The 22,825-nt window shown below is 70.3% G+C and carries 21 protein-coding genes and 1 pseudogene; 9 read left to right on the plus strand and 13 right to left on the minus strand.

Features of this window, described 5'->3' with window-relative positions; genetic code table 11:
- Positions 1-15 precede the first annotated feature (15 nt).
- Together ABD332_RS52550 and ABD332_RS52555 are read right to left on the minus strand one after the other, a co-directional pair.
- Positions 16-1,041 (minus strand): hypothetical protein, encoded by a 1,026-nt coding sequence (locus ABD332_RS52550; RefSeq protein ID WP_344513376.1) that lies wholly within the window; start codon positions 1,039-1,041, stop codon positions 16-18.
- On the minus strand, positions 1,038-1,526 hold the full coding sequence (locus ABD332_RS52555) for a SigE family RNA polymerase sigma factor (RefSeq protein ID WP_344513377.1): 489 nt from the start codon (positions 1,524-1,526) through the stop codon (positions 1,038-1,040). Before ABD332_RS52555 ends, ABD332_RS52550 begins: the two co-directional genes overlap by 4 nt.
- Positions 1,527-1,745: 219 nt before the next feature.
- Between ABD332_RS52555 and ABD332_RS52560 the strand changes: the two are divergent.
- Positions 1,746-1,940: pseudogene (locus ABD332_RS52560) on the plus strand (glycosyltransferase family 2 protein); the annotation flags it as partial.
- 399 nt (positions 1,941-2,339) lie between these two features.
- Here ABD332_RS52560 and ABD332_RS52565 read toward each other — a convergent pair.
- The gene (locus ABD332_RS52565; protein WP_344513378.1) at positions 2,340-2,936 is read right to left on the minus strand and encodes a TetR/AcrR family transcriptional regulator; all 597 of its coding nucleotides are present in this window, start codon (positions 2,934-2,936) and stop codon (positions 2,340-2,342) included.
- A gap of 56 nt (positions 2,937-2,992) precedes the next feature.
- On the opposite strand from ABD332_RS52565, the gene ABD332_RS52570 reads away from it, so the two are divergent.
- The 3 genes from ABD332_RS52570 to ABD332_RS60320 all read left to right on the plus strand — a co-directional run bounded on the left by ABD332_RS52570 (position 2,993) and on the right by ABD332_RS60320 (position 5,465).
- The gene (locus tag ABD332_RS52570; protein WP_344513380.1) at positions 2,993-4,600 is read left to right on the plus strand and encodes an MFS transporter; all 1,608 of its coding nucleotides are present in this window, start codon (positions 2,993-2,995) and stop codon (positions 4,598-4,600) included.
- A 106-nt stretch (positions 4,601-4,706) separates the two neighbouring features.
- The gene (locus ABD332_RS52575; protein WP_344513382.1) at positions 4,707-5,009 is read left to right on the plus strand and encodes a transposase; all 303 of its coding nucleotides are present in this window, start codon (positions 4,707-4,709) and stop codon (positions 5,007-5,009) included.
- A 69-nt stretch (positions 5,010-5,078) separates the two neighbouring features.
- Positions 5,079-5,465: an IS3 family transposase gene (locus tag ABD332_RS60320; RefSeq protein ID WP_425552437.1), complete on the plus strand. Its 387-nt coding sequence runs from the start codon at positions 5,079-5,081 to the stop codon at positions 5,463-5,465.
- A 30-nt stretch (positions 5,466-5,495) separates the two neighbouring features.
- Here ABD332_RS60320 and ABD332_RS52580 read toward each other — a convergent pair whose 3' ends face one another.
- Positions 5,496-6,032, minus strand: a complete 537-nt coding sequence (locus ABD332_RS52580; RefSeq protein WP_344513384.1) for a dihydrofolate reductase family protein — start codon at positions 6,030-6,032, stop codon at positions 5,496-5,498.
- A 107-nt stretch (positions 6,033-6,139) separates the two neighbouring features.
- Positions 6,140-6,907, minus strand: coding sequence for an alpha/beta fold hydrolase (locus tag ABD332_RS52585; protein ID WP_344513473.1), 768 nt, complete (start codon positions 6,905-6,907; stop codon positions 6,140-6,142).
- A 126-nt stretch (positions 6,908-7,033) separates the two neighbouring features.
- Here ABD332_RS52585 and ABD332_RS52590 point away from each other — a divergent pair, with 126 nt between their 5' ends.
- From ABD332_RS52590 to ABD332_RS52610, 5 genes are all read left to right on the plus strand, one after another.
- On the plus strand, positions 7,034-9,817 hold the full coding sequence (locus ABD332_RS52590; RefSeq protein WP_344513385.1) for an ATP-binding protein: 2,784 nt from the start codon (positions 7,034-7,036) through the stop codon (positions 9,815-9,817).
- A gap of 27 nt (positions 9,818-9,844) precedes the next feature.
- Entirely contained in the window at positions 9,845-10,456 is a 612-nt protein-coding gene (locus ABD332_RS52595) for a hypothetical protein (protein ID WP_344513387.1), read from the plus strand.
- 330 nt (positions 10,457-10,786) lie between these two features.
- A complete protein-coding gene (locus tag ABD332_RS52600) occupies positions 10,787-11,266 on the plus strand; it encodes a site-specific integrase (RefSeq protein WP_344513475.1) in 480 nt (159 codons plus the stop codon).
- Positions 11,267-11,514: 248 nt separating this feature from the next.
- Positions 11,515-11,730, plus strand: a complete 216-nt coding sequence (locus ABD332_RS52605; RefSeq protein WP_344513388.1) for a hypothetical protein — start codon at positions 11,515-11,517, stop codon at positions 11,728-11,730.
- 91 nt (positions 11,731-11,821) lie between these two features.
- Positions 11,822-12,763, plus strand: coding sequence for an AraC family transcriptional regulator (locus ABD332_RS52610; RefSeq protein ID WP_344513389.1), 942 nt, complete (start codon positions 11,822-11,824; stop codon positions 12,761-12,763).
- Between the two features lie 41 nt (positions 12,764-12,804).
- Here the strand turns inward: ABD332_RS52610 and clpB are convergent, their stop codons facing one another.
- From clpB to ABD332_RS52650, 8 genes are all read right to left on the minus strand, one after another.
- Positions 12,805-15,441 (minus strand): ATP-dependent chaperone ClpB, encoded by a 2,637-nt coding sequence (gene clpB, locus ABD332_RS52615; RefSeq protein ID WP_344513390.1) that lies wholly within the window; start codon positions 15,439-15,441, stop codon positions 12,805-12,807.
- Positions 15,432-15,722, minus strand: a complete 291-nt coding sequence (locus tag ABD332_RS52620) for a chaperone modulator CbpM (protein WP_344513391.1) — start codon at positions 15,720-15,722, stop codon at positions 15,432-15,434. The genes clpB and ABD332_RS52620 overlap by 10 nt, the downstream gene beginning before the upstream one ends.
- The gene (locus ABD332_RS52625) at positions 15,719-16,681 is read right to left on the minus strand and encodes a DnaJ C-terminal domain-containing protein (RefSeq protein ID WP_344513392.1); all 963 of its coding nucleotides are present in this window, start codon (positions 16,679-16,681) and stop codon (positions 15,719-15,721) included. Before ABD332_RS52625 ends, ABD332_RS52620 begins: the two co-directional genes overlap by 4 nt.
- The gene (locus ABD332_RS52630; protein WP_344513394.1) at positions 16,671-17,243 is read right to left on the minus strand and encodes a nucleotide exchange factor GrpE; all 573 of its coding nucleotides are present in this window, start codon (positions 17,241-17,243) and stop codon (positions 16,671-16,673) included. The genes ABD332_RS52625 and ABD332_RS52630 overlap by 11 nt, the downstream gene beginning before the upstream one ends.
- A gap of 3 nt (positions 17,244-17,246) precedes the next feature.
- Positions 17,247-19,154, minus strand: a complete 1,908-nt coding sequence (gene dnaK, locus ABD332_RS52635; RefSeq protein WP_344513396.1) for a molecular chaperone DnaK — start codon at positions 19,152-19,154, stop codon at positions 17,247-17,249.
- Between the two features lie 269 nt (positions 19,155-19,423).
- Complete coding sequence (locus tag ABD332_RS52640) at positions 19,424-20,068, minus strand: Hsp20/alpha crystallin family protein (RefSeq protein WP_344513398.1); 645 nt, start codon at positions 20,066-20,068, stop codon at positions 19,424-19,426.
- 198 nt (positions 20,069-20,266) lie between these two features.
- Positions 20,267-20,950 carry a BON domain-containing protein gene (locus tag ABD332_RS52645; protein WP_344513477.1) on the minus strand — a complete coding sequence of 228 codons (684 nt, stop codon included), beginning with the start codon at positions 20,948-20,950 and terminating at the stop codon, positions 20,267-20,269.
- Between the two features lie 185 nt (positions 20,951-21,135).
- The gene (locus tag ABD332_RS52650; RefSeq protein ID WP_344513479.1) at positions 21,136-22,800 is read right to left on the minus strand and encodes an FAD-dependent oxidoreductase; all 1,665 of its coding nucleotides are present in this window, start codon (positions 22,798-22,800) and stop codon (positions 21,136-21,138) included.
- Between the last annotated feature and the right edge of the window lie 25 nt (positions 22,801-22,825).

The following is a 22,825-nucleotide window of genomic DNA, read 5'->3' on the forward strand; positions in this document are numbered from 1 at the left end:
GGTCGGGCCTGAACCTCAACGTCCACCGATCCAGCTCATGTCCGGCCATGGTCCGAACTCAAACTCCTCGATGATCCGGATCAGGGTAGGCATGACCTGTTCGCCGCCGGGTCCATCGTCGAGTTGGGCGGACACCTCGACGCCGTCGGGCAGCACCAGGAAGAGCTGTCCCATCGCCGGCACCTGCCAGCCGCTCCAGTCGCGGATGCGGACCGGTTCGCTGGTGAACGTGTTCGCCAGGCGCATCTCGGCGCTGGTCCCCATGCCGATGATGAGCTGCCGTCCGCCGGTGCCGCTCATCCTCACATCCTGGACCCAGTCGGTGCCTGCAAATCCGTGTGCCAGCCGCCAGGGCGCGGCAGCAAGGTCGAGCGGCAGCCAGCCGAAGCGCGGGCCGACCGAGGTGACTCCCGGATCCGGCCGCAGTGAGCGCGCGACCCGGACGGCCAGGTTCTGTTGGGCGTCCGCGCCATCATCGGTGTGTACGCTGATCAACAGCTGCGGCTGGCCAGGCGGCTGCCAGGTGAGGAACGTGCCGAGAGTCTGATCGCCGACCTGGACGAGCCGACCCGGCACTCCATTGACGTCAATCGTTGTCAGTGGACCGTTCGGCCGGTCGGGATCGAGCGATGAGTGCCAGCCGACCATCAACGAGATCCCCTGGCTCATGTCGCCTGTCTGCCAGCCCCGCGAGACCACGGGTGCCTGCGTCCCATCCACGACGACACCACGTTGCCCTTCGCCGTACCCACGGGGCAGCCATGTCGGACGGAAGCGCAGGGGAACCTCCAGCCAGCCGCCGCCGGGACCGGCGTACAGCACCGGAAACCTCGACTCCGGCGGCCGGGTGAAGCGCCACACTCCAGCCGCCGCGACGCCGGTGGCGGCCGCGACCGTACCGGCGCCGGCGAGCCGCAGGACCAGCCGGCGCTGGCGGTGCCGGCGCGCGCGGACGGCCAGCGAAGCGTGGATCCGCTCCGGTGGTGGGGCCTCGTCGGCGAGGGCGGCGAAGGCGCTTCGGATGGCATCGGCGTCGATCATTGGTCCTCCAGTACTGGTTGCGTCGCCGCCATCTCACGCAGTTTGGCCAGCGCACGCGACGCTTGACTACGCACCGTCCCCTCGGTGCAGTCCAGTAACGCGGCAATGTCGGCGTCGGACATGTCCTCGTAGAAGCGCAGCGCGATCACGAGGCGCTGACGGACCGGGAGGGTACGGATCACCTGCAGGATCGCCTCACGCAGCACGATCACGTCGACGTCATTCTGGGCCGGTGCCGGCCATTGGGCCCGTTCCCGGCGGAGGGCGGCAGCTACCCGCCGCCGGGCGGACAGCAGCTCATTCACGATCATCTTGCGCAGGTACGCGTCCGGTGCGTCCAACTCGCAGATCCGCGCCCACTTCGGCTGCGCCTTGATGAGGACGTCCTGGACGACATCCTCAGCCACGTGCGGATCGCCGGCCAGCACCGTCGCCTGCCGCAGCAGCGCCGGCAACCGCGCCGCCACGTACTCCTCGAATGTCAACTCGCCTCCCTGCTCACCCCTAACACGAAGCTGCGCGCCACCCGTGTTGCACGACAAGGCGGAATCATCGCGGCCTACGGCCGACCGGAACTCTGCTCGCCCGTCAGCGTCAACGGTCCAACTTGAGGCAGGACCAAGGAGGAGGTTCCGATGCTCTACGAGAGCCCTGCTGACTTTTGCGCCAAGTACGCCAAAGCGCACAGCCACGACAAGACCGATGGATTCGGCATGGAGGCCGAGGTCACCGGCAAGCTGCTGCGCAACCGGCACCGCCCCTACGGGGTGCCGATCAGCTACCGCGCCCGCACCCGCGAAGAAGGCAAGAAGATCACCTGGAAGGACGGCGTCGAAGCGCTGTGGATCCTCACCCGCAAGCGCGTCCGCAAGCCGTCACACAAGCGCTGGGCCGCATAGCTGAGCCGCCTGTCATCGGCGGACGGCCCGCTGAACCGACGCCACCAACCACGCCCCGGGCCTCTCCCGCACCCCGGCTCCTTCCCGGCGCTCCTCCCCGATGATGGCGGCCAGGTCCTGGACCGGCCCGATCAACGCGCCGCACCCGGCCGCGTCAGCGCGCCGGGACTGCAGGTCGCCGAGCCACACCTCAAGCCCGGGCAGCTGTTCACCAGGACAGCGGCGCTGCACCAACCATGGTCAGGCGACCCGTTCCCGGTCACCGACACCGAACGCAACTGGAACCTTCACGGACGACACGGAGCCAGACTCCACGCACCTCAGCGACGCCGACATGCTGCACCTGGACGATCTCGGACTCCCGGAACTCCTCGCGCTATTGGACAAGTAGGATTTCGCTCAACCGTCACGGCGGGCGACGAAAGCGTGCGTCAGGGTGCGGGAGAGCAACCGACCGGCTTCATCGGCGGTTCTGCGCCCGACCAGGACTTCCTCGTTGGCGGCGCGACCGAGCCCATGGATCATCGCGTACATCCACTCGGGGGGCAGATCGGTGCGGAGTTCGCCCCTCCCGGCGGCTTCGGTCAGCCATATCAGCAGCGGCTCATTGGCGTCGGGGCGGCGCAGCGGCGCCTCGGCGCCCCGGTCGGGACGGTTATCGAGAAACCGGTAGCGTTCGCCGACCCGGATGATCCCGGGGCCGAGGCGATTGAAGACCGCCGCGGCGGTGGCGTCCGGCGTGATCGCGGTCGCGACAACGGCTCTCTCCTCCTCGACGACGAGGTCGATGAGCACCTGGATGAGGTGTTCGCGCGTCGGAAAATGTCGATAGACGGTAATGCGCGCCACGCCGGACTCCTCGGCGATCCGGCGCATGCTCGCCTCCGGGTCGGTCGCAAGGATCCGGATCGCCGCGGCGATCACCGCGTCCCGGTTGCGCCGGGCGTCCAACCGCCGGTCGGGTTCAGTCACGTTGAGGTCACTAGCGTCGCCCACTCGATAAATGGTACAACGTGTTCCAACTGATACAGCTTGTTTCACTTGGAGGACGTGTGAGTGGGATCGACGCAGCAGACACCAGCCGGTCCAGGCGCAAGCAACGGATGACACTCGTCGCGGTGGCGTTGGGCGTGGTGATGGTCAGTCTGGACGGAACCGTCGTGCATATCGCCAACCCGACGATCGCCCGCGACCTCGGCGCGTCGATGACCGGTCTGCAGTGGGTGACCAACGGCTACCTTCTCGCACTGGCCGTGACGTTGATCGTCGGTGGCAAGCTCGGCGACAGGTTCGGCCGGCGCCGCATCTTCGTGCTCGGAGTCGCCGGTTTCGCGCTCGCGTCCCTCGGGTGCGCCCTGTCACCGTCGACCTCGGCACTGATCGCCTTCCGTGTGCTGCAAGGACTCGCCGGGGCATGCCTGGTGCCGAACACCCTCGCGATCCTGCGATCGACGTTCCCGCCGGCCGAGTTGAACCGGGCCATCGGGACGTGGGGTGCGGCATCTGCGTTCGCCGCTGCCGCCGGCCCGATTGTCGGTGGAACGTTGGTGGAGTACCTGTCCTGGCCGGCGATCTTCGTGCTCAACGCCCCAATCGGACTGGCCGCCGGCGCGCTGGCCCACCGGTGGGTCGACGAGAGTCGTGCCCCGGGCCGCGCCGATCGGTTCGACCTGGTCGGCGCAGGTACGCTGGCCGGGGCGTTGTTCGTGTCGGTTTGGGCGCTGACCAGCACCGGCCGTGCGTGGTGGTACTTGGCGACGGGTGTGGTCGTGGCGTCAGTCCTCTTCGCAGGGTTTGTGATTCGACAGCGCCGTTTCCCCGCGCCACTCCTTCCGCTGTCACTGTTTCGTTCCCGGGCCTTGTCGGTGGGTGTCCTCCTGATCGTGACCGGGAACATCGCGCTGTACGGAGTGCTGTTCTCCATCGGCCTGTACATGCAGAACGTGAACGGCTACTCGCCGCTGGAGACGGGTGTTCGCCTGCTGCCGCTGATGGCGGTGTTCATGGTCAGCTCGCCGCTGGGCGGTCGCCTGACCGAGCGGCTGGGTTCGCGTTGGCCGCTGGCCCTCGGGATGGCGCTGCTCGCGGCCAGCTTCTTCGGGCTGGCCGGCCTGTCCACGAACTCCCCGTACAGCCGGCAGTGGCCCTGGTTGATCCTGCTTGGGGCGGGCATGGGGATCATTGTGGTCGCCGGGACCGAGGCTATCGTCGGGACGGCTCCCGTACAGCACAGCGGGGTCGCGGGAGGCCTGCAGACCACCGCGAACCAACTCGGTGGCGTGCTCGGCACGACCGTGTTCGGGACGGTGATCGCCACGATCGTCGCACGGACACTGCCGGCGCAACTCCACCGCGCAGGCGTCCCCGATGCCGTCGCGGATCAAGTCCTCGCCCACAAGGGCCTGGCCGAACAGGGAATTGCTCCTCTCGACGCGCACCTGAACCACTCCGCGCAGACGGACGATCTCGCCACGGCCGCGATCACACGCGCAACCGAACACGCGTTCATGTCCGGCGTGCATACAGTCATGTGGGTCGGAGCCGGCATCGCGCTTCTCAGCGCGCTACTGGCGCTGCTGATCCCGGCCCGGCGTCGGGAAAGCGCCGGGACGCAGGAGGCGCACACACGTCAGCAGCGTCAGTCGCATGAGCGAGCCTGACCGCAGGTCCTTCTGGTTGCCCATGGCGCGACGCCGGCGCACCGAAGGGTCGGTCCGATGACGCTCAGTTGGCCGCGCATGTGCGCTCGTAGGGCAGCGACGGCAAGTGCAGGTTCCACTCCTGCTGGCTGAGGTCGCGGTGGCGTTGTACCGGTCTCGGCCGGGCGTGACGATCGCGCAGATCGCCGATGATCTGGGCGTCAGTCGAGAGACGTTGCGGAGCTGGGTTCGACTCGATGAGCAGCTGCGCGGCGGGGCTGTCGGTCCGGCCGCACCGGGAAGGTCGCAGCCGGCCGGTTCGGTCGAGGAAGAGAATGCCGACCTGCGTCGCCGGATCCGCGAGTTGGAGGAGGAGCGCGACATCCTGCGCAAGGCGGCCCGGTATTTCGCCGGGGAGACGCGCTGGTGAACCGCTCCCCGGTTCGTCGCCGACCACCAGCAGCGCTACGGCGTGAAGCGGTTGTGTCAGCTGCTGGGCGTGGCCTGGTCGAGTTTCTACTACTGGAGGTCCACCGCCGCGGCCCGGGCCGCGCGTGAGGCTGCCGACGCGGTCCTGGCCGTGAGGATCCGGGCTGTGCAAGCCGCGCACGACGGCACCTACGGCGCGCCGCGGATCACCGCCGAACTCCGCGATGACGGTGTGGTGGTCAACCACAATCGGCCCGTTTCGTCCGGGCTGCGCCGCCCGTACCGCCGGCTGCTGCTGGCGACCCCGGCGCTTACCGCCGCCGCCACGGCGCGGAGATCCGCACCACGCTCATGGAAGCCGCCGGGCCCGGACGCGAGCGGCCCACTGCTGCCGAGGTGCGCGACGTCGTCGCCGGCCGGTTGCGGTAGCGCTTCCGGTTGCCGGTCGGCAAGTTGATGATGCTCGCGCCTGTCGTGCCTCCTGAAGTCAGATGGGTTCGTAGACGAGGTGGAGCACGCCGGTGTCGAAGGTGGTGGATCGGACCAGGTTCAACGGCCGGTGCTTGCCGCCCTTGTCGAACAGGCGCGCGCCATGACCCACTACCAGCGGGTGTACGAGCAGCTCCAACTCGTCGAGCAAATCGTGGTCCAGTAGCGAACGCACCAGGGTGGCGCTGCCGCTGACCGTGATGTGCCTGTCGGGGGCAATCGTGACCGCCGCGAGCTGCCCGAGGTCGCGGATCAGGGTCGAGTTCTGCCATTCGACGGTGTTCAAGGTGGTGGAAACGACCAGCTTCGGCATGCTGTTGAGGCGCTTCGCGAACAGCACATCGTTGCCCTGGTGGGGCCAGTGGTCGGCGAACACCTCGTAGGTCGCACGCCCGAGCAGCAACATGTCCGCCTGGTGCAGTTGCGCGGCGACCGCCGACTCCATGGCGGTGTCATAGTAGGGAAAATGCCATTGCTCGGGCGACTCGACGACGCCGTCCACGGATATGAAGCACTGAGCGACGATCTTGGTCAAGAGAGCTCCTCGGAGGTGATGGGTGCGGATGGTGCCGATGCCCGCGACAGCGGCGTTGGCGGGCGGGCGGGCGCCGATGCTCCGTAGACCGGCGCCCGCCCGGACGGCTACGCGCCGAAGAACTCGGCGAGTGCGGGTGCGATGGCGGCCGCGTCCACGTTGTGCGGCTGGCCGGGCAAGGTGCGGCGGCGCGCGTTCGGCAGGGCCGCCGCGAGGGCCTCGGCGGTGCTACTGAGCCACGGCGTGGTGCCACCGTCGACGACGAGGGTCGGCATCGTGACGGCGGCCATCTGATCGATCGGCAGGGAGAAGTCACCGGTGACGGTCGCGTCGTAGACGAGTGTGTGGGCGGTCTTCTCCATCGCCGGCCAGAACGGCGACTGCCGCATCGGGGCGACGAATTCGACAGGAAGGTTGACGGCCTTGACGAAAAACAGCTCGAGCATGTCGCCGCGGCGTCCCTCGGACAACAGCTTGATCAGTTGCTCGCGGTAGTCGGCGGGCACGGCCGGGCGGCTGTCGTCGACGATGTAGGGGGTTTCCCACACGGCCAGTCTGGTGATGGCGAGGCCGTGTGCGGCCGCCCTCAGAGCCAGGATCCCGCCGCCGGAAGTGCCGTAGACGTGTGCGGATCCGCCGGCCTCGACGATGACCGCGTCCAGGTCCTCGTACTCGCGGACGACGGCGTACGGGGCCGTGTCCGCGCTGTCACCACGGCCACGCCGGTCGTAGTTGTAGACGGTGAAGAACGGTGCGAGCGCATCGACCACCGATGCATTGCTCGATCGGTCGGTCGGCCCGCCGCCGACCAGGATGACCGCCGGACCCGCACCGGCCCGGTCGTACGCGATGGCGGTGCCGTCGCGGGAGATCACGGTGTTCAAGGTGAGTCGCCTCCTCAGTAAGTCTGTCGGACTCGGCGAGCAGCATCCACCGACGACGGGCGTCCTGGCATCCGTGCAACCACGGACCCGACCACGGAGTCCGTCACGGAGAAGGCTTTGGACAAGATCCGTGACGACGGCAACGGCGGGGTGGCGATGATCGGAATCAACGAGATCTCGAAGCGGGAAGCCGAGGTTCTCGACGCGTTGGCCGCACGGATGTCGAACGCTGAGATCGCGGACAAGCTCTACATCTCGGTCCGCACCGTGGAAAGCCACGTGTCGTCGTTGCTGCGGAAGCTCGGGGCCACCGACCGCAGAGCGCTCGCCGACCGCGTCATTCCGTCGCAGGCCGGCGCGTCGCAGGCCGGCCGGATCGTAGGTCTGCCGGCGGCCTGGACGACGTTCATCGGTCGGGACCGCGAGCACGACGCCGTCATCGCGGCCCTGGCCAGCACCCGGCTGGTGACGCTGCTGGGACCGGGCGGCGTCGGCAAGACGCGACTCGCGGTGGTGCTGGCCGATGCCTCCGCGTCGATGTTCCCCAATGGTGGCGCGTTCGTCGATCTGGTCCCGGTGCGTGACGCCTTCGTGGCCCAAGCCGTGGCGTCGGTACTCGGTGTGGCGGAGAGCCCTCAACGCCAGCTGGAGGAGGTCATCGCCGACCGTCTGAGTACGAGCCGGTCGATGTTGATCCTGGACAACTGTGAGCACGTCCTCGACGCCGCGGCCGGGTTCGTCGAACGACTGCTGGCCACCTGTCCCGGGATACGGGTGCTGGTGACCAGCCGAGCCCGCCTCGGCCTGCCGGGCGAACGGTTGGTCGTCGTGGAGCCGTTGCCGCTGGCCTCCGACGCGGAGGCACTCTTCCGTGACCGCGCGACCGCGGCCGATCCGGAGTTCACGGCCGACCCGGATGTGATCGCCGACCTCTGCGCCCGGCTCGACGGCATGCCGTTGGCGATCGAGCTGGCCGCGGCCCGGGCCGCTTCACTGGGTGCACACGGTCTGCTGGCCGCCCTTGACGACGCACTCCGCCTGCTGGTCGGCGGTCGCCGACAGGACGTGCGGCACCGTTCACTGCGCACGGTCATCAGGTGGAGCTACGACCTCCTCGACGAGGAGGAGCGCACGTTGTTCCGTCACCTCGCCGTGTTCGCCGGCAGCTTCGACCTGGACGCCGTGCTGGCGGTGACCCACATCGGTGACCGGGCCGCCGTCGCCGACGTGCTCGGCCGTCTGGTCGACAAGAGCCTGGTCGTCCACCAGCGGACCACGGGCAGGTGGCGGCTGTTCGAAACCGTCCGGGCCTTCGCCCTGGACCAACTGAAGGCGGACGACGACCGCACCGACATCCAGGACCGGTACCTGTGTTGGGCCGCGACGCGCGCGGCAGCGTTGGAGGCTCGGCTCGACGGCCCATGGCACGAGGCGTTCGACGCGGTCGTCGACGACCTCCGGGCGGCACTCACGAACGCCACGCCCGGACCGGGCCGGGTGCCTCACCAACTGGCCCGCTCGCTGGGCCACCTCACCTTCGCCCGGCGCTTCCTGAAAGAGTCACTCGGTCACTTCCAGCAGGCGGCGACGCGCGCCACCGAGCCGGCGGCGGCGGCACACGACCTGCACACCGCGGCGGACTGTGCCCATGCGAGCAACATGTCCGGTCTCCACGTGTATGAGCTGCTGCTGTCCGCCGCGCAGGAGGCGCGGGCCGCGGGCGACGGCAACGCTCAGGCAGAGGCCCTGTCCCACGCTGCGGAGCTGGCCTGCCGGTTCCCGGCCAGGTTTCCTGTCGAGATCCCGTACGAGCGGCTGCGTCGGTTGGTCGACGAGGCCGTCGCGGTTGGCGACTCCACCGACACCGTCGTCGCGGCACGCCTGGCCGTCGCTGCGGCGTGGACCGCCAACCCCGCCAAGTACGACCCGGATCCCGTGCTGTCCGAGGCCGCGATGCTCGCCGCACGCGACACCACCGATCCCGTCCTTGTCAGCGCCGCCATCGATGCGACGGGTGTGGCGGCGATGAGGCAGGGCCGGCTGCGGGAGGCACACCGTCTGACCCGGCAGCGATTCGACCTGGTTTCCGCCATGCGGCGCGACGATCCACGCGCGGCTCCCGAGATCATGGACATTTTCGGCGCAGCGGTGGCCGACGCCATCATGACCGGAGACCTGCCCGCCGCAATCTCCGTCGCCCAGCAGGCGTTGGCGGACGAACTACTCGGCGACCAGTCACAGATCGCGGCGAGTCGGATGATCCCCGGCCTGGTCCTCTCCGGCGATGTCGACCGCGCGCTGCGATACTCGGTCCTGTTGTGGGACGACTGGACGCAGGCCGGCCGTCCCCACGCAGGGTGGATGTGGCCGGCGGTGTGGGCGATCGCGCTCGCTCACGGCCTACGTCGCGACGCCGGCAAGCACGCCCTGTGGCGCGCCAGGGTGGCGGAGGTCGCCGGGGCCGCGAACGTCGGCACCGGCCGGCTTTCGCCGATCGCCGCCTTCATCGACGCGCGACTCGCCATCCAGAACGGCGACCTGGCCGGCGCCGCCACCCTGGTCGAGAACGCCATGGCCGGCGCACCGGTCGGGCTGAGCCGCTACGAAACGTACGCTCGCGCCACCGGCGCTGAACTCGCTGTCGTCGCCGGGCTGCCCGACGCCACGGCATGGCTGGCCGCCGCTACCCCGGCCGCGGCGGAGAACGACTGGGCGGCCGCCTGCCTCGCACGCGCCGCCGGCCGGCTGCACCGCGACAGGTCCGCTCTCGCCGCCGCGATCGAGAGCTGGGAGCGTATCGGCGCACGGTTCGAACGGGCCTGCACCCTTCTGCTCCTACCCGAGCGCGCCGACGAGGGCCGCACCGAACTGTCCGCGCTGAACCTCCCAGAGCCGGGCTGAGGCCGGATGCCGGCAGGTTCGACGCAGATGATCGCGGCACTCATCCCCGCGCCGCTCCCCCGTGCCCACCCGCCACGACCGCCGCTCCCCCACCTGCCCGCCCCGCCCGCAGGACCTGACCAGGTCGAGCCGCACCTCAACCTCGGCCGGCTCGACCCGTCCGGCCGGATCTCGGCCCGCCTGCTGCTGCACCTGCTGGGCTGGCCACCCGGGCACCGCGTCACGTTCGACACCACGCGCAGCGTCATCACGGCGACCTCCGGCCCGGCGGAGCGCCACACCATCGGCGCGACTGGCCTCCTCGCCATCCCTTCAGCGATCCAGCAGCTGTGTCACCTCACCGCCGGCGACGCGGTCGTCCTGCTCGCCGACCCCGGCCGTGACCTGCTACCCATCCACCCGGCCCGAACCGTCGCACAGTTCCTAATTAGCCGAGCGGTTCGCCGCGGACGATGGCACCTGACCGCGAACGGCTCGACGCCGCCTGGACCGCTCTCGACGAGCTCGGCGTCACCCTCGCCGACCTACAGCGCGACGCCCGACCAGCGCTGCCGACCTTCGACGACTACCTCCCGCAGGTGCTCGCCGCGGCCGGCCCCGGCGCGCTGCGCGCCTACCGCAGCTACTGGGCGCGCATGACGACATCCAAGCGCTCCAGCGCCAGGTCGTTGGCAGCGCCCGGACCCGCCGCAACAGCCGCGGCGGCCGCCACGCCGGCGAGCTGCTCATCGCCGCCGCCCGCGCCTTCTACAACCAGGCCATCGCCGACGCCCTCATCCCGGCCGCGGACAGCCCAGCCCACCGAGTCCGCGAACCCCGACGGCTGCCCAGCACTCGGCGGGCGCTGACGCCGGCCGAACTGACCGAGATCAACCTGGTCGCCCGCACCACCGGCAACGACACCATCCTCGACGCGCTCCTGCTACGCCTGCACACCGAACCGCTTGCCGACGAGGCGGCGCCCTGCGGCTGCGACTCCAAGACCTCGACGTCGAACGCGGCCTCCTGCAACTGCGCGAGAAGGGCGGCACGGTCCGCTGGCAGCCCATCAGCGCCCAGCTCGCCACCAGTCTCGCCCAGCACGCCGCCGTCCGCGGCGCGGTCCTGCCCACCGATCCGCTGCTGCGATACCGCAACGGCACCGCCCTCACCGGCCGCCGCTACGACGAGCTGTGGCGCCGCATCGACGCCCATCTGCCCTGGGTCGCTGCCCAGGGCATCACCGCCCACTGGCTGCGCCACACCACCCTGACCTGGGTCGAACGCCACTTCGGCTACGGCACCGCCCGCGCCTACGCCGGCCACACCGACACCACCGGACCAGCCACCACCACCTACATCCGCGCCGACCTGCGGGCGGTCGCCGCTGCCCTGGCCGCGATGACCGGCCAGCCACACCCGCTCGCGCAACCCGCCGGCGGCCACCCCCGTGGTCTAGCGAAGCCTTGAACACGTCCGCAGTGCAGCGGTGCGTGCATGTCGGGTCGGATGCGATTGCCCACCTGGCGATGCGGCTGCGGGCGATCAGCAGGAACCGGTCCGTGGTGACGTCCGCCAGTCGACCCGTCGTCGGACCGGATCGACCTGCCCGCAACCACGCCAACCGGCTCACGTCTGCGTAAACCGGCTCGCAGCGCATGCGCCGCCAAGCGATCGTTGACTGCGCGACGACCGCCCGAACAGATTGGATCCGGCCCGTGCCCATCGTCGATACCCAGACGCTGATCCTCGCCGAACGCGACTACATGTTCGGCGCCGGGATCTTGCGGCTCCGCGTCGAGCGCGTGTCCACCCGCCGGTTCGTCCACGACAATGACACGTGGGTAATGGTCGAAGCGGTCGAGATCGGATGGGACGGGGCACCGCGCGACCTACGCCAGGTGGCCGTCCGTGCGTCCGAACTGAGCCGTTGATGCAACACTGCCCGGCATCCATCAGTACCAGGTACCCTGCTCAACAATGTATGTCGTAGATCGTGCGGAGCGGCCGATCAGCACGCGCTCAATGACCACCGCCGACGTCGACGAGGCGCGGGTCACCATCAGCACATATTTCTACCCGACCTTCCTCGACGTGCTCGGGCCCGCCACCGATCTGTCGGCCCGGTTCGACCTGGTGGCGTCTGGGCCGGTAACGATCGGCGACATGCACTTCGGCGTCGACGTGGGTATGCGGTTCGGCGAACTGGGCGCATACCACGTCGACCTGCCGCTGACCGGCGAGCTGTGGTGGCGGCAGGGCCGGCGGCCGGCGGTCGCCACGCCGTCCACCGCAGCGGTATTCCAGCCCGTGGGTGACACCATTCTCGAGCGGTGGCACGCGGACTGCCGACTGCTGGCCGTCAAGATCGACCGATGGGTCCTGCAAACGCAGCTAGCGAGCCTGCTCGACGCCCCCGTCCGAACCCCGGTCGCCCTGGACACCGAGTTCGACGTATCGTCCGGCCCTGGCCGCACCTGGGCGGGGCTGGTGCGGGTCCTCGCAACGGAGTCCCGCAGCTCCGACAATCTGCTCGGTCATGCCGGGCCGGCCGAACACCTCCAGCAGAGCGTGATCGCCGGCCTGCTGGCGCTGGCGTCGCCGCAATACCGGGAAGCGGCTGGGCCGGCCATCCGCGGCTGGGCGCCCCGCACCGTCAAACGCGTCATCGAGGCGATGCACGCCCGTCCCGCGTACCCGTTCACGATGGCCGCGCTCGCCGAGATCGCCGGCGTCGGCGCCCGCGCGCTTCAGGACGCGTTCCACCGTCACGTCGGGGCACCACCGATGACGTACCTGCGCGAGCTGCGGCTGGCCAACGCACACCGGGAGCTGCACCGCGCCGGGCCGGAGGAGACCACCGTCGCGCAGGTCGCCTACGCCGCCGGTTTCGCTCACCTGGGCCGGTTCGCCGCCGCCTACCGCGCCCGGTACGGCGTCCCGCCGTCACAGACCTTGCGCGGCTGAAGCTCGCGAAGGCTGCTCATCGGGGCCGTCAAGCTGAGCGGCTATGCGGCTGCCGTGACGGTCGCCGGCTCGTTGCTCCAGTCGATGGCGATCCCGTCGGGCGCCCGGTCGACGGTGATGGTGGCTCCGTCGAGGACGTCGCCGGTCAGGAGCGTGCGGGCGATGCGGGTCTCGATCTCGCGCTGCAGGAAGCGGCGCAGTGGCCGGGCGCCGAAGACCGGGTCGAACCCCGCTTCGGCGATGAAGCGTCGGGCTGCTTCGGTGACCTCGACGGTGATCCGCCGGTCGGCGAGGCGGGCGCGGAGGTCGTCGAGGAGCAGGTCGACGATCCGCTCGATCTCCGGCAGGGTCAGCGGCTTGAACAGCACCGTCTCGTCGATGCGGTTGAGGAACTCCGGGCGGAAGTATTCGCGCAGTGCCGTCATGACCGCGGTGCGGGCCTGGTCGGTGAGCTGTCCGTCCGGGGTGACGCCCTGCAGGAGGTGCTGCGATCCGAGGTTGCTGGTCATGATGACGACGGTGTTGCGGAAGTCGACGGTGCGCCCTTGGGCGTCGGTGAGTCGTCCGTCGTCGAGCAGCTGCAGCAGGGTGTTGAACACGTCGGGGTGGGCCTTCTCGATCTCGTCGAGCAGGACGACCGAGTAGGGCTTGCGGCGCACCGCCTCGGTCAGCTGTCCGCCCTCCTCGTAGCCGACGTAGCCGGGCGGCGCGCCGACGAGCCGGGAGACGGTGTGCCGTTCCTGGTATTCGCTCATGTCGAGCCGGACCATGTTGTCTTCGGTGTCGAACAGTGCTGCGGCGAGGGTCTTGGCCAGTTCGGTCTTGCCGACGCCGGTGGGGCCCAGGAACAGGAACGAGCCGATCGGGCGGCGCGGGTCCTTGATACCGGAGCGGGCGCGGATGACAGCGTCGGCGACGACCTGGACGGCCTCGTCCTGGCCGACGACCCGCTCGTGCAGGATGTCCTCCAGGCGCAGCAGCTTGTCCCGTTCGCCCTCCAGCAGCCGGTTGACGGGGATGCCGGTCCAGCGGGCCACGATCCCGGCGATCTCGTCGGGCGTGACGACCTCGCGCAGCAGCCGGTGCCCGCTCTGCTTGGCGGTGAGCCGCTCCTCCTCGGCGCGCAGCCGCCGCTCCAGCTCCGGCAGCCTGCCCAGGCGCAGCTCCGCGGCGCGGTCCAGGTCGTAGCCGCGTTCGGCCGCCTCCGCCTCCCGCCGGATCCGCTCGATCTCCTCGCGCAGGCTCTGCACCTTGCGGATCGCCTGGCGTTCGGCGTTCCACTGGGCGCGCATCGCATCGACCTCGCCGCGCAGGTCGGTGATCTCCCGCCGGATCTGGTCCAGCCGGGCGGTGCTGGCCGGGTCGTCCTCCTTGGACAGTGCGGCATCCTCCATCTCCAGCCGCAGCAGGCGCCGGGCGGCCTCGTCGAGCTCGGCCGGCTGTGAGTCGATCTCGGTGCGCAGCATCGCGCAGGCCTCGTCGACGAGGTCGATGGCCTTGTCCGGCAGGAACCGGTCGGCGATGTACCGGTGGGCCAGCTGGACCGCGGCGATGAGGGCGCCGTCCTGGATGCGCACGCCGTGGAACACCTCGAGGCGTTCCCGCAGCCCGCGCAGGATGGTGACCGCGTCGTCCGGGCTGGGTTCCGGCACCAGGATGGGCTGGACCCGGCGTTCGAACGCGGCGTCCTTCTCGATGTGCTTGCGGTACTCGTCGAGGGTGGTCGCCCCGATCATGCGCAGCTCGCCGCGGGCGAGCATCGGCTTGAGCATGTTCCCGGCGTCCATCGACCCCTCGGCGGCCCCGGCGCCCAGCACGGTGTGCAGCTCGTCGACGAACACCAGGATCCGGCCCTGCGCGGCGGTCACCTCGGCGAGCACGGCCTTGAGCCGCTCCTCGAACTCGCCGCGGTACTTCGCCCCGGCCACCAGGGAGCCCATGTCCAGCGCGAAGACCGTCTTGTCGCGCAGCCCTTCCGGCACGTCGTTGTTGACGATCCGCTGGGCGAGGCCCTCGACGATCGCGGTCTTGCCCACACCCGGGTCGCCGATGAGGACGGGGTTGTTCTTCGTCTTGCGCGACACGATCTGCACGACGCGGCGGATCTCCTCGTCGCGCCCGATGACGGGGTCGAGCCGGCCGGCGCGGGCGTCGGCGACGAGGTCCCGGCCGTACTTGGTGAGGGCCTCGTAGGCGGCCTCCGGGTTCGCGGAGGTGACCCGCTGCGCCCCGCGCACCTGCGTGAGCTGGTTGAGCAGCCGTTCCCGGGTGACGCCGAGGTCGTGCAGGGCCCGGCCGGCGTCGGTGGAGGCGCCCTCGTCGACGAGCGCCAGGAGCAGGTGCTCGACGGAGATGTACTCGTCCTTGAGCCGGCCGGCCTCACGTTCGGCGGCGTCGAGGTCCGCGGCGAGCCGGCGGGTGACCGTCACCTGGCCGGGCTGCGCGCCGGGCCCGGTCACGCTCGGCCGGCGCTGCAGGTCGCGTTCGACGCGATCGCGCAGCTGTTCGATGTCGACGCCCAGGCCGGTGAGCAGCCGCACCGTGACACCGTCAGGCTGGTCGAGCAGGCCGAGCAGCAGGTGCTCGCCGTCGACTTCGGTGTGGCCGTGCCGCATCGCCTTCGTCTGGGCGTCGTGCAGCGCCTGCTGGGACTTCTCGGTGAGTCGGTTCAGGTCCATGTCCGCCTCCTGAGTTGCGCCTCAAGTTCGTCGATGCGGGTGAGCAGGTCGAGCACGATGCCGACTGCCGCGTAGTTCAGCGGCAGTCCAGCGTGCAGCCGGCGGATCCGGGCGAGCCGGATGAGTTGCGCCCGGGCGAACCAGCGGTTGCCGAGCTCGTCGATGTGCGGCTCCAGCAGGCCGAGCGCGACCAGCCGGGAGATCAGGTCCGGGTGCAGGCCGGCGGCGGCGGCGAACGCCTCCGTGGACAGGTAGGGGCGGCGCATCAGGGCGTAGGTCATCGGTCACCTCGCGGGTTGTACGACGACACCGTCGCAAGTTCCTCGAACAGTCGCCGTTCGGCGTCGCTCAACTGCGCCGGCACCATGATCCTGATCTCGGCGTAGAAGTCGCCGGGGGCGCCGCGCGGGTTCGGCAGGCCCCGGCCGCGCAGCCGCAGCCGCCGCCCTGACGGTGTGCCTGCTGGGACGTCGACCCGCAGGGTGCCACCGGGCGTCTCGACCGGCACTGTGGCGCCCAGGGCCGCCTCCCACGGCGCCACCGGGGTCTCCACCGTGATGTCGCGGCCGCTGAGCTTGTATCGGGGGTGCGGCGCGATGTGCACCACCAGGTACAGGTCGCCGGGCGGGCCGCCGCGGGCGCCGCCGGAGCCTTGGCCCGCGAGCCGGATCCGCTGCCCCTCGGTGACCCCGGCCGGGACGTTGACCTCGTACTCGCGGGTGCGGCCGCCGGGGGCGCCGGGCAGCGTGATCTGGCGCCGGCCGCCGTGGTAGGCGTCCTCGACACTGATGGTGATCTCGGCCTCGGTGTCGGCGCCGGGCACCGGCCCACGTCCGAAACGGTCGCCGGCACCGCTCGGTCGCCCGCCGAAGATGCTGCCGAGCAGGTCCTCGAGGTCGACTTCCTCGCCGATGCCGCCCCGGCCGCCGAAGCCGGCGCCCTGACCGGGGAACCCGGCGCCGGCCGACGCACGCTGCCGGGCCCCGGCCCGCTGCTCGACGTCGTCGGGCACCTGCCGCCACTGGGCGCCGAACCGGTCGTACTTGCGGCGGCTCTTCGGATCCGAGAGCACATCGTAGGCCTCGGTGATGTCTTTGAACCGGTCCTCGGCGCCCGGCTCCTTGTTGACGTCCGGATGGTTGCGGCGGGCCAGCGTGCGGTACGCGCGCTGGATCTCCTCCGCCGTCGCAGTCCGCGGGACGCCGAGGACCGCGTAGAAGTCGCGCCGGTCAGCCGCCATCGGATCCCCGCTCCGCGTCCGCCCCCTCGGCACGCCCGCCGCCTGCGCGGGCCACGGCTACGACGGCCGGGCGCAGCAGGAGCGTGTCGCCGCCGTAGCCCGGGCGGATGACCCGCACGATCGTGCCGGCCGGTACGTCCGGCTCCTCGACCGCTTCGGCCGCCTCGTGCCGGGCCGGGTCGAACGGCTCGCCGACCGCACCGACCGGGCCGAAGCCGAGCCGGGCCAGGATGTCCGCGGCCTGTTCCCTGACCTGTGCCACTCCCTGCACGATCGCCTCGGGGTCCGCACCGGCGTGGCGCAGCGCGAGGTCGAGGTTGTCCAGCACGGGAAGCCACGCCGCGGCGACCCGCTGCCGCTCGGCGGTGACCCGGTCGGCGGCCGTCCGCTCGGCCCGCTTGCGGGCGTTGTCGGCGTCGGCGATCGCCCGCTGCGCCCGCTCCCGCACCTCGGCGAGCGCCGGGTCCTCCGGCCGGGCCGCCGACTCGGTCTCGGGCCGGTTCGCCTGTCGGGCCGGGTCATCGGTGGCGGCGTGGATCCTCTCGCCGTTCGGCTCAGCCATGGCTCACCCTCCGCTGAAGTCGGCGTCGATGACGTCATCGGCCGGAGCCGACCCGCCGGGCCGCCCAGCGGCCTGCCCTGCTTCCCGGCCCGTGGGCTGTCCCCCACCGGCCGGCTGCTGCTCGGCGGACTGCAGCGCGAACAGGACCTGCCGGAGGTCGTTGGTGAGGTTCTGCACCCGATCCATCGGTGCCTGCCCGTCGACGGCCTGCCGGGCTTCCTGCACGAGCATGTCGGCGCGGGCCCGCTCATGTTCGGGGACCTGATCGCCGAGTTCGTCGAGGCGACGCTGCACCTGGTGGGCGACGCTGTCGAGCTCGTTGCGGGCGTCGATCTCCTGACGCGCCCGCTGGTCCGCGGCGCGGTGCTGCTCGGCTTCGCGGACCATCCGCTCGACCTCGCCCTTGTCCAGCGTGCCGCTCTCGGTGACGGTGATCTTCTGCTCGGCGCCGGTGTCCTTGTCGCGTGCGGACACGTTGAGGATGCCGTTGGCGTCGATGTCGTAGGTGACCTCGATCTGTGGTTCGCCGCGCGGCGCCGGGCGGATGTTCTCCAGCCGCATGCGGCCCAGGACCCGGTTGTCGGCGGCGCGTTCCCGCTCGCCCTGCAGCACCACCACGTCGACGGCGGGCTGGTTGTCCTGCGCCGTGGAGAACGTCTCGGTGCGGCGGGTCGGGATCGTCGTGTTCCGGTCGATGACCTTCGTCATGAGCCCGCCGAGGGTCTCCACGCCCAGCGACAGCGGAGTGACGTCGAGCAGCACGACGTCGCGGACGTCGCCCTTGAGCACGCCGGCCTGGATCGCGGCGCCGAGCGCGACGACCTCGTCCGGGTTCACCGTCATGTTGGGGTCCTTGCCGCCGGTGAGCCGGCGGACCAGTGCCTGCACCGCCGGCATCCGGGTCGCGCCGCCGACGAGGATCACCTCGTCGAGGTCGTCGGCCTTGACGCCGGCGTCGCTCATGGCCTGCCGCACCGGGCCGTTGGTGCGCTCCAGCAGGTCGTGGGTGAGCCCCTCGAACGTCGAGCGGGTGACGGTCGCCGTGAGGTGCTTCGGGCCGGACGCGTCGGCGGTGATGAACGGCAGGTTCACCTGGGTCTGCGTCACCGACGACAGCTCGATCTTCGCCCGTTCGGCGGCCTCGGTGAGCCGCTGCAGCGCCTGCGGGTCCTGACGCAGGTCGATGCCCTGCTCCTTGCGGAACGTATCGGCGAGGTGGTCGACCAGGCGGTGGTCGAAGTTGTCGCCGCCGAGGTGCGTGTCGCCGGCCGTGGCCCGGACCTCGACCACGCCGTCGCCGACGTCGAGGATGCTCACGTCGAACGTGCCGCCACCCAGGTCGAAGACGAGGACCGTCTCGTGGCCCTTCTTGTCCAGGCCGTAGGCGAGGGCGGCCGCGGTGGGCTCGTTGATGATCCGCAGGACTTCGAGGCCGGCGATCCGGCCGGCGTCCTTGGTCGCCTGCCGTTGAGCGTCGTTGAAGTAGGCCGGGACGGTGATGACGGCTTCGGTGACCTTCTCGCCGAGGTACTTCGCGGCGTCGTCGGCAAGCTTGCGCAGGATCTGTGCGGAGACCTCCTCCGGCGAGACCTGCTTGCCGCGGATGTCGAACCGGACCGCCCCGTCGGGCCCGGGCACGACGTCGTACGTGACCGTCCTGGCCTCTTCGGTGATCTCGTCGAACTTCCGGCCGATGAACCGCTTCGCGGAGTACACGGTGCCCTTGGGGTTCAGCACCGACTGCCGTCTGGCGAGCTGACCGACGAGCCGCTCACCGGTGTCGGTGTACGCGACGACCGACGGCGTGGTCCGGCTGCCCTCCGCATTCGGCATGACGGTCGGCTGGCCACCCTCGAACGCGGCGATCACCGAATTGGTCGTGCCGAGATCGATACCTACAGCTCTGGCCATGACCGGCTCCTCTCGGAATGGGGCTGGTGCGTCGCCGAAAGCCTGTCGTTCTCGCAGTCGGGGCGACTTCCTCCGACGCAGATGACTGATGCTCTGACCCATCCGCCGCGCGGGCACGGCTCGCTGCGCGGGTCTGAGGTCGCCGACGGGCGCCTCGGCCCGGCTGCGGCCCGTGAGCACCCCGGCTGCGTGACGTCGCGCCACGTTGGCCAGGGCGCCCTCGCGCCGTGCCTTACACCATGTCGATGCACGTCGGCGGCACGGCCCGGTCAGCTCCGCTGGCCTGGGTTCTGACCGCTTCGCTGCGGGCCGCCGGACTGCTGCGATCCGGACCGCTGGGTGCCCTGCTGCTGTCCCGTGGCGGACTGGCCTGTCTGCTGCTGGCCCGTCTGCTGCTGGCTCAGTCGCTGGCGGCCCTGCTGGTCGCCCTGCGCCTGGATCTCGATCCGGCGTGGCTGCGCGTTCCTGGCCTTCGGAACCGTCACCGTGAGCACGCCGTTGCTGTAGGCGGCCTGCACCTGGTCGCTGTCGATGTCGCTGGGCAGGTCGATCATGTACTCGAACTCACCGGTCCGACGCCCCTGGCGGCGCACGACGCCACCGCGGCTGCGCTCCTGGAACGCGCCGGAGATCCGCAGCTCCTCGCCGCGCATCTCGAGATTGACGTCCTCCGGGTTCACGTTTGGCAGGTCGACGTCGACGACAAAGGCGTCCTCGGTCTCCTCCACGTCGACCGGCGGCGACCAGTCGGCCGATCCGCCGATCCCGGCTTCACCGCTGATGAGCGACTGGATGAGTTGACCGAACCTGCTGTTGAGCTCGTCCACCTCGCGGCGCGGGTCCCAGCGGTACGCCGGCGTGCCAACCAGCAGCCCGCCGCGGCGCTGCCGGGACGAGAAGGGTGCGAGTGTCATCGTGATCGGTTTCCTTTCCGAGCGCGAACTCTGGCATTTCCCCAACCGTTGTCCGGACTCAGGTGAATCCACTTCCCTGCCCCCGGACGACCGCCGGGTCGGTGCTTCGACGAGTGTCGTCAGGCATCACCGACCTTGCTGGACTCGATGAGTCGCGGTCTGCATCGCGAGCCACGACCGCGGCTGCGGCGATCCACCTCACGGGGCGATGACGATGCGGTTCTCGACGGCGGTCACGCCCGGCGCCGACCAGGCGACGCGTTCGGCTTCCTCCCGCTCGGCCCACGAACGGACTTGACCGGTGAGCACGACCTTGTCGTTCTGCACGTCGACGTTCACGTGCTCGGCGTCGGTCTCGGCGCTGCGTACCAGTGCCTCCTCGATCCGCGTGCGCAGGTCTTTCGGTGACGGCTGCACCCGCGGACGCGGACGCACCGAGAGCAGATTGGTCACTCCGCGCACACCGGGCAGCTTGTCCACCGCGCGTTGCGCGGCCCTGCGCTGATGCTCCCACTCGACCTCACCACGCAGCGTGACCCAGCCTTTCGACACCGTCACCTCGACGCGCTCGATCGGGATGAACGCGTCCCACTCCAACGCGCGGACGGCTGACGCGGCGATCTCGGAGTCCGGCAGTTGCGCCGCGATCGGCAACCGGACCTCGATGTCGTCGGCGACCGCCTTCACCCCGCGGATCCGGTGCACCGCACGCTCGGCGGCCAACTTCTTCTGGTAGCTGTCGACCCATCCGGCCAACGTCACCACGCCGTGGTGCACCCCGACCGCTATGGCGTTGGGCTGCAGGCGGGAATCCCACCGCAGTTCCTCGATCACGTCCCGCTCGATGTCGGCGTCTGCGCGCGTGAAGGTTGCGGTACTCATGCCTGCTCCTTCCGTGCTGCTCCTCGGGTGCTGCTCCTTCCGTCGGACCACGTTCAACGGTTCGTCGACCCGACCAACGCCGTACCACCCGCACAGAATGAGGTGGGCGGTAATCCCAATTGGCATCACGACAGCGGGAAGCGCGATCCGCGACCCTGCGAGGGGGTCGGCACGGGCCCCGGCGACTACCGGAGGATGGCGGCGCTGTCGTCGGCCGCGCGGCCGGTGCTTTGCAGGTACTTCCAGACCAGTTGCACTGCCGTGGCGCCTTCGCCCACGGCGGAGGTGACCCGCTTGATCGACCCGCTGCGCACGTCACCGGCGGCGAACACGCCGGGCAGGCTGGTCTGCAGCAGCGGCCGGCGCTGCGTGTCCGGCTCGTCGCTGTCCGGGCCGGTGAGGATGAAGCCGTCCTCGTCGGTGGTGACCTCGCCGGCCAGCCAGTCGGTGCACGGCCGCGCACCGATGAAGACGAACAGCGCACGGGCGGGAAGTTCGCGGCGCTGGCCGGTGCCCTTGTCCTCCACCACGAGCCTTTCGAGGCAGTCGCCGCCCAGCAGTTCGCGCACCTCGGTGCCGAGGTGCGTCTCAATGCCCGGTGTCGTCCCGATCCGGTCAACCAGGTAGCGCGACATGGTCTCATCGAGGTCCCTGCGGGCAAGCAGGTGCACGACCCGCGTGTACCTCGACAGGAACAGCGCCGCCTGGCCCGCCGAGTTTCCACCACCCACGACCGCGACCGGGTCGTCGCGGCAGAACAAGGCCTCGGACAGGGTGGCCGCGTAGTAGATGCTGCTCGCTTCGAACTCCTCGAACCGCGGAACGTCGAGTTTGCGATACCGGACGCCGGTGGCGATCAGGACGGTCCGGGCCGTGACCTCACCGCCGGTGTCGAGCTCGATGACAAGGTTGCCTTCCCGTTCCCGGAGCCCGCACGCCCGAGCAGGCACACTGAACGTGGCTCCGAACTTCTCCGCCTGCACGACCGCCCGTTCGGCCAGCTCGCCGCCGGAGATCCCGGTGGGAAAGCCGGGATAGTTCTCGATCCGCGACGTTCGGCCGGCCTGGCCGCCGGTGGCGAACTCGTCGAGGGCGACCGTCACCAGCCCTTCCGAGGCGCCGTAGACGGCGGCGGCGAGGCCGGCCGGACCGGACCCGACGACGGCAAGGTCGCACACCGTGACGCCCGGTCCGGGCGCGGGCAGGCCCACCGCGTGTGCCAGATCCGCGTTGCTGGGGTTCCGCAGCACCTGCCCGGCCGGGCAGATCACCACCGGGGTCTGCTCCGGTCGCACGTGCAGCTCGCGCAGCAGCGTCTCGGCGTCCTGATCCTTCTCCAGATTGACCCACTGGTAGGGAATGCGGTTGCGAGCCGCGAACTCGCGCAGCCGCCGGTTGTCGGACGAGAACTGGGATCCGATGATCCGCAGCCCGGTGCCGCGGCCGATGAGCAGGGAACGGCGGCTCAGGTACGCCTTCAGGATCAGGTCACCCAGGGTGGGGTCCTGTGCGACAACGGCCTTGAGACGGTCGACCGGCACCCTGAGGACCTCGCCGGGCTCGCGCACCTGCGAGGTGCAGAAGGCCGCCTCACCGGTGATCAAGCTCAGCTCACCAAGAAACCGCTTGGGGCCGTGCACGCTGATGACGCGTTCGTCGCCGCCGAACCCGTCGACATCGGCCACCTTGCCGGCGAGCACCACGAAGAAGTCGTAGTGTTCCTCGCCCTCCCGGATGAGTACCTCGCCCATCTGCGTCTGATGACGCTGCCCCTCCGCGGACAGGGCCTCGATGTGGGTGTCATCCAGGGACGGGTAGCCGCCATAGTTGTCCGGGGTCTCGACCAGCATGTTCACATCCACCACCCCCAAAGCA

Origin of the sequence: Dactylosporangium maewongense (assembly GCF_039531485.1) — a bacterium.
Taxonomy (GTDB): Bacteria; Actinomycetota; Actinomycetes; order Mycobacteriales; family Micromonosporaceae; genus Dactylosporangium; species Dactylosporangium maewongense.

What these genes read in the sequence shown, in the direction of transcription:
- ABD332_RS52550 (WP_344513376.1), bottom strand. Translation starts at nt 1,041, where the DNA reads ATGATCGACGCCGATGCCATCCGAAGCGCCTTCGCCGCCCTCGCCGAC.
- ABD332_RS52625 (WP_344513392.1), bottom strand. Translation starts at nt 16,681, where the DNA reads ATGGCGGCTGACCGGCGCGACTTCTACGCGGTCCTCGGCGTCCCGCGG.
- ABD332_RS52610 (WP_344513389.1), top strand. Translation starts at nt 11,822, where the DNA reads ATGACCACCGCCGACGTCGACGAGGCGCGGGTCACCATCAGCACATAT.
- clpB (WP_344513390.1), bottom strand. Translation starts at nt 15,441, where the DNA reads ATGGACCTGAACCGACTCACCGAGAAGTCCCAGCAGGCGCTGCACGAC.
- ABD332_RS52595 (WP_344513387.1), top strand. Translation starts at nt 9,845, where the DNA reads ATGATCGCGGCACTCATCCCCGCGCCGCTCCCCCGTGCCCACCCGCCA.
- ABD332_RS52620 (WP_344513391.1), bottom strand. Translation starts at nt 15,722, where the DNA reads ATGACCTACGCCCTGATGCGCCGCCCCTACCTGTCCACGGAGGCGTTC.
- dnaK (WP_344513396.1), bottom strand. Translation starts at nt 19,154, where the DNA reads ATGGCCAGAGCTGTAGGTATCGATCTCGGCACGACCAATTCGGTGATC.
- ABD332_RS52630 (WP_344513394.1), bottom strand. Translation starts at nt 17,243, where the DNA reads ATGGCTGAGCCGAACGGCGAGAGGATCCACGCCGCCACCGATGACCCG.
- ABD332_RS52650 (WP_344513479.1), bottom strand. Translation starts at nt 22,800, where the DNA reads ATGCTGGTCGAGACCCCGGACAACTATGGCGGCTACCCGTCCCTGGAT.
- ABD332_RS52640 (WP_344513398.1), bottom strand. Translation starts at nt 20,068, where the DNA reads ATGACACTCGCACCCTTCTCGTCCCGGCAGCGCCGCGGCGGGCTGCTG.
- ABD332_RS52645 (WP_344513477.1), bottom strand. Translation starts at nt 20,950, where the DNA reads ATGAGTACCGCAACCTTCACGCGCGCAGACGCCGACATCGAGCGGGAC.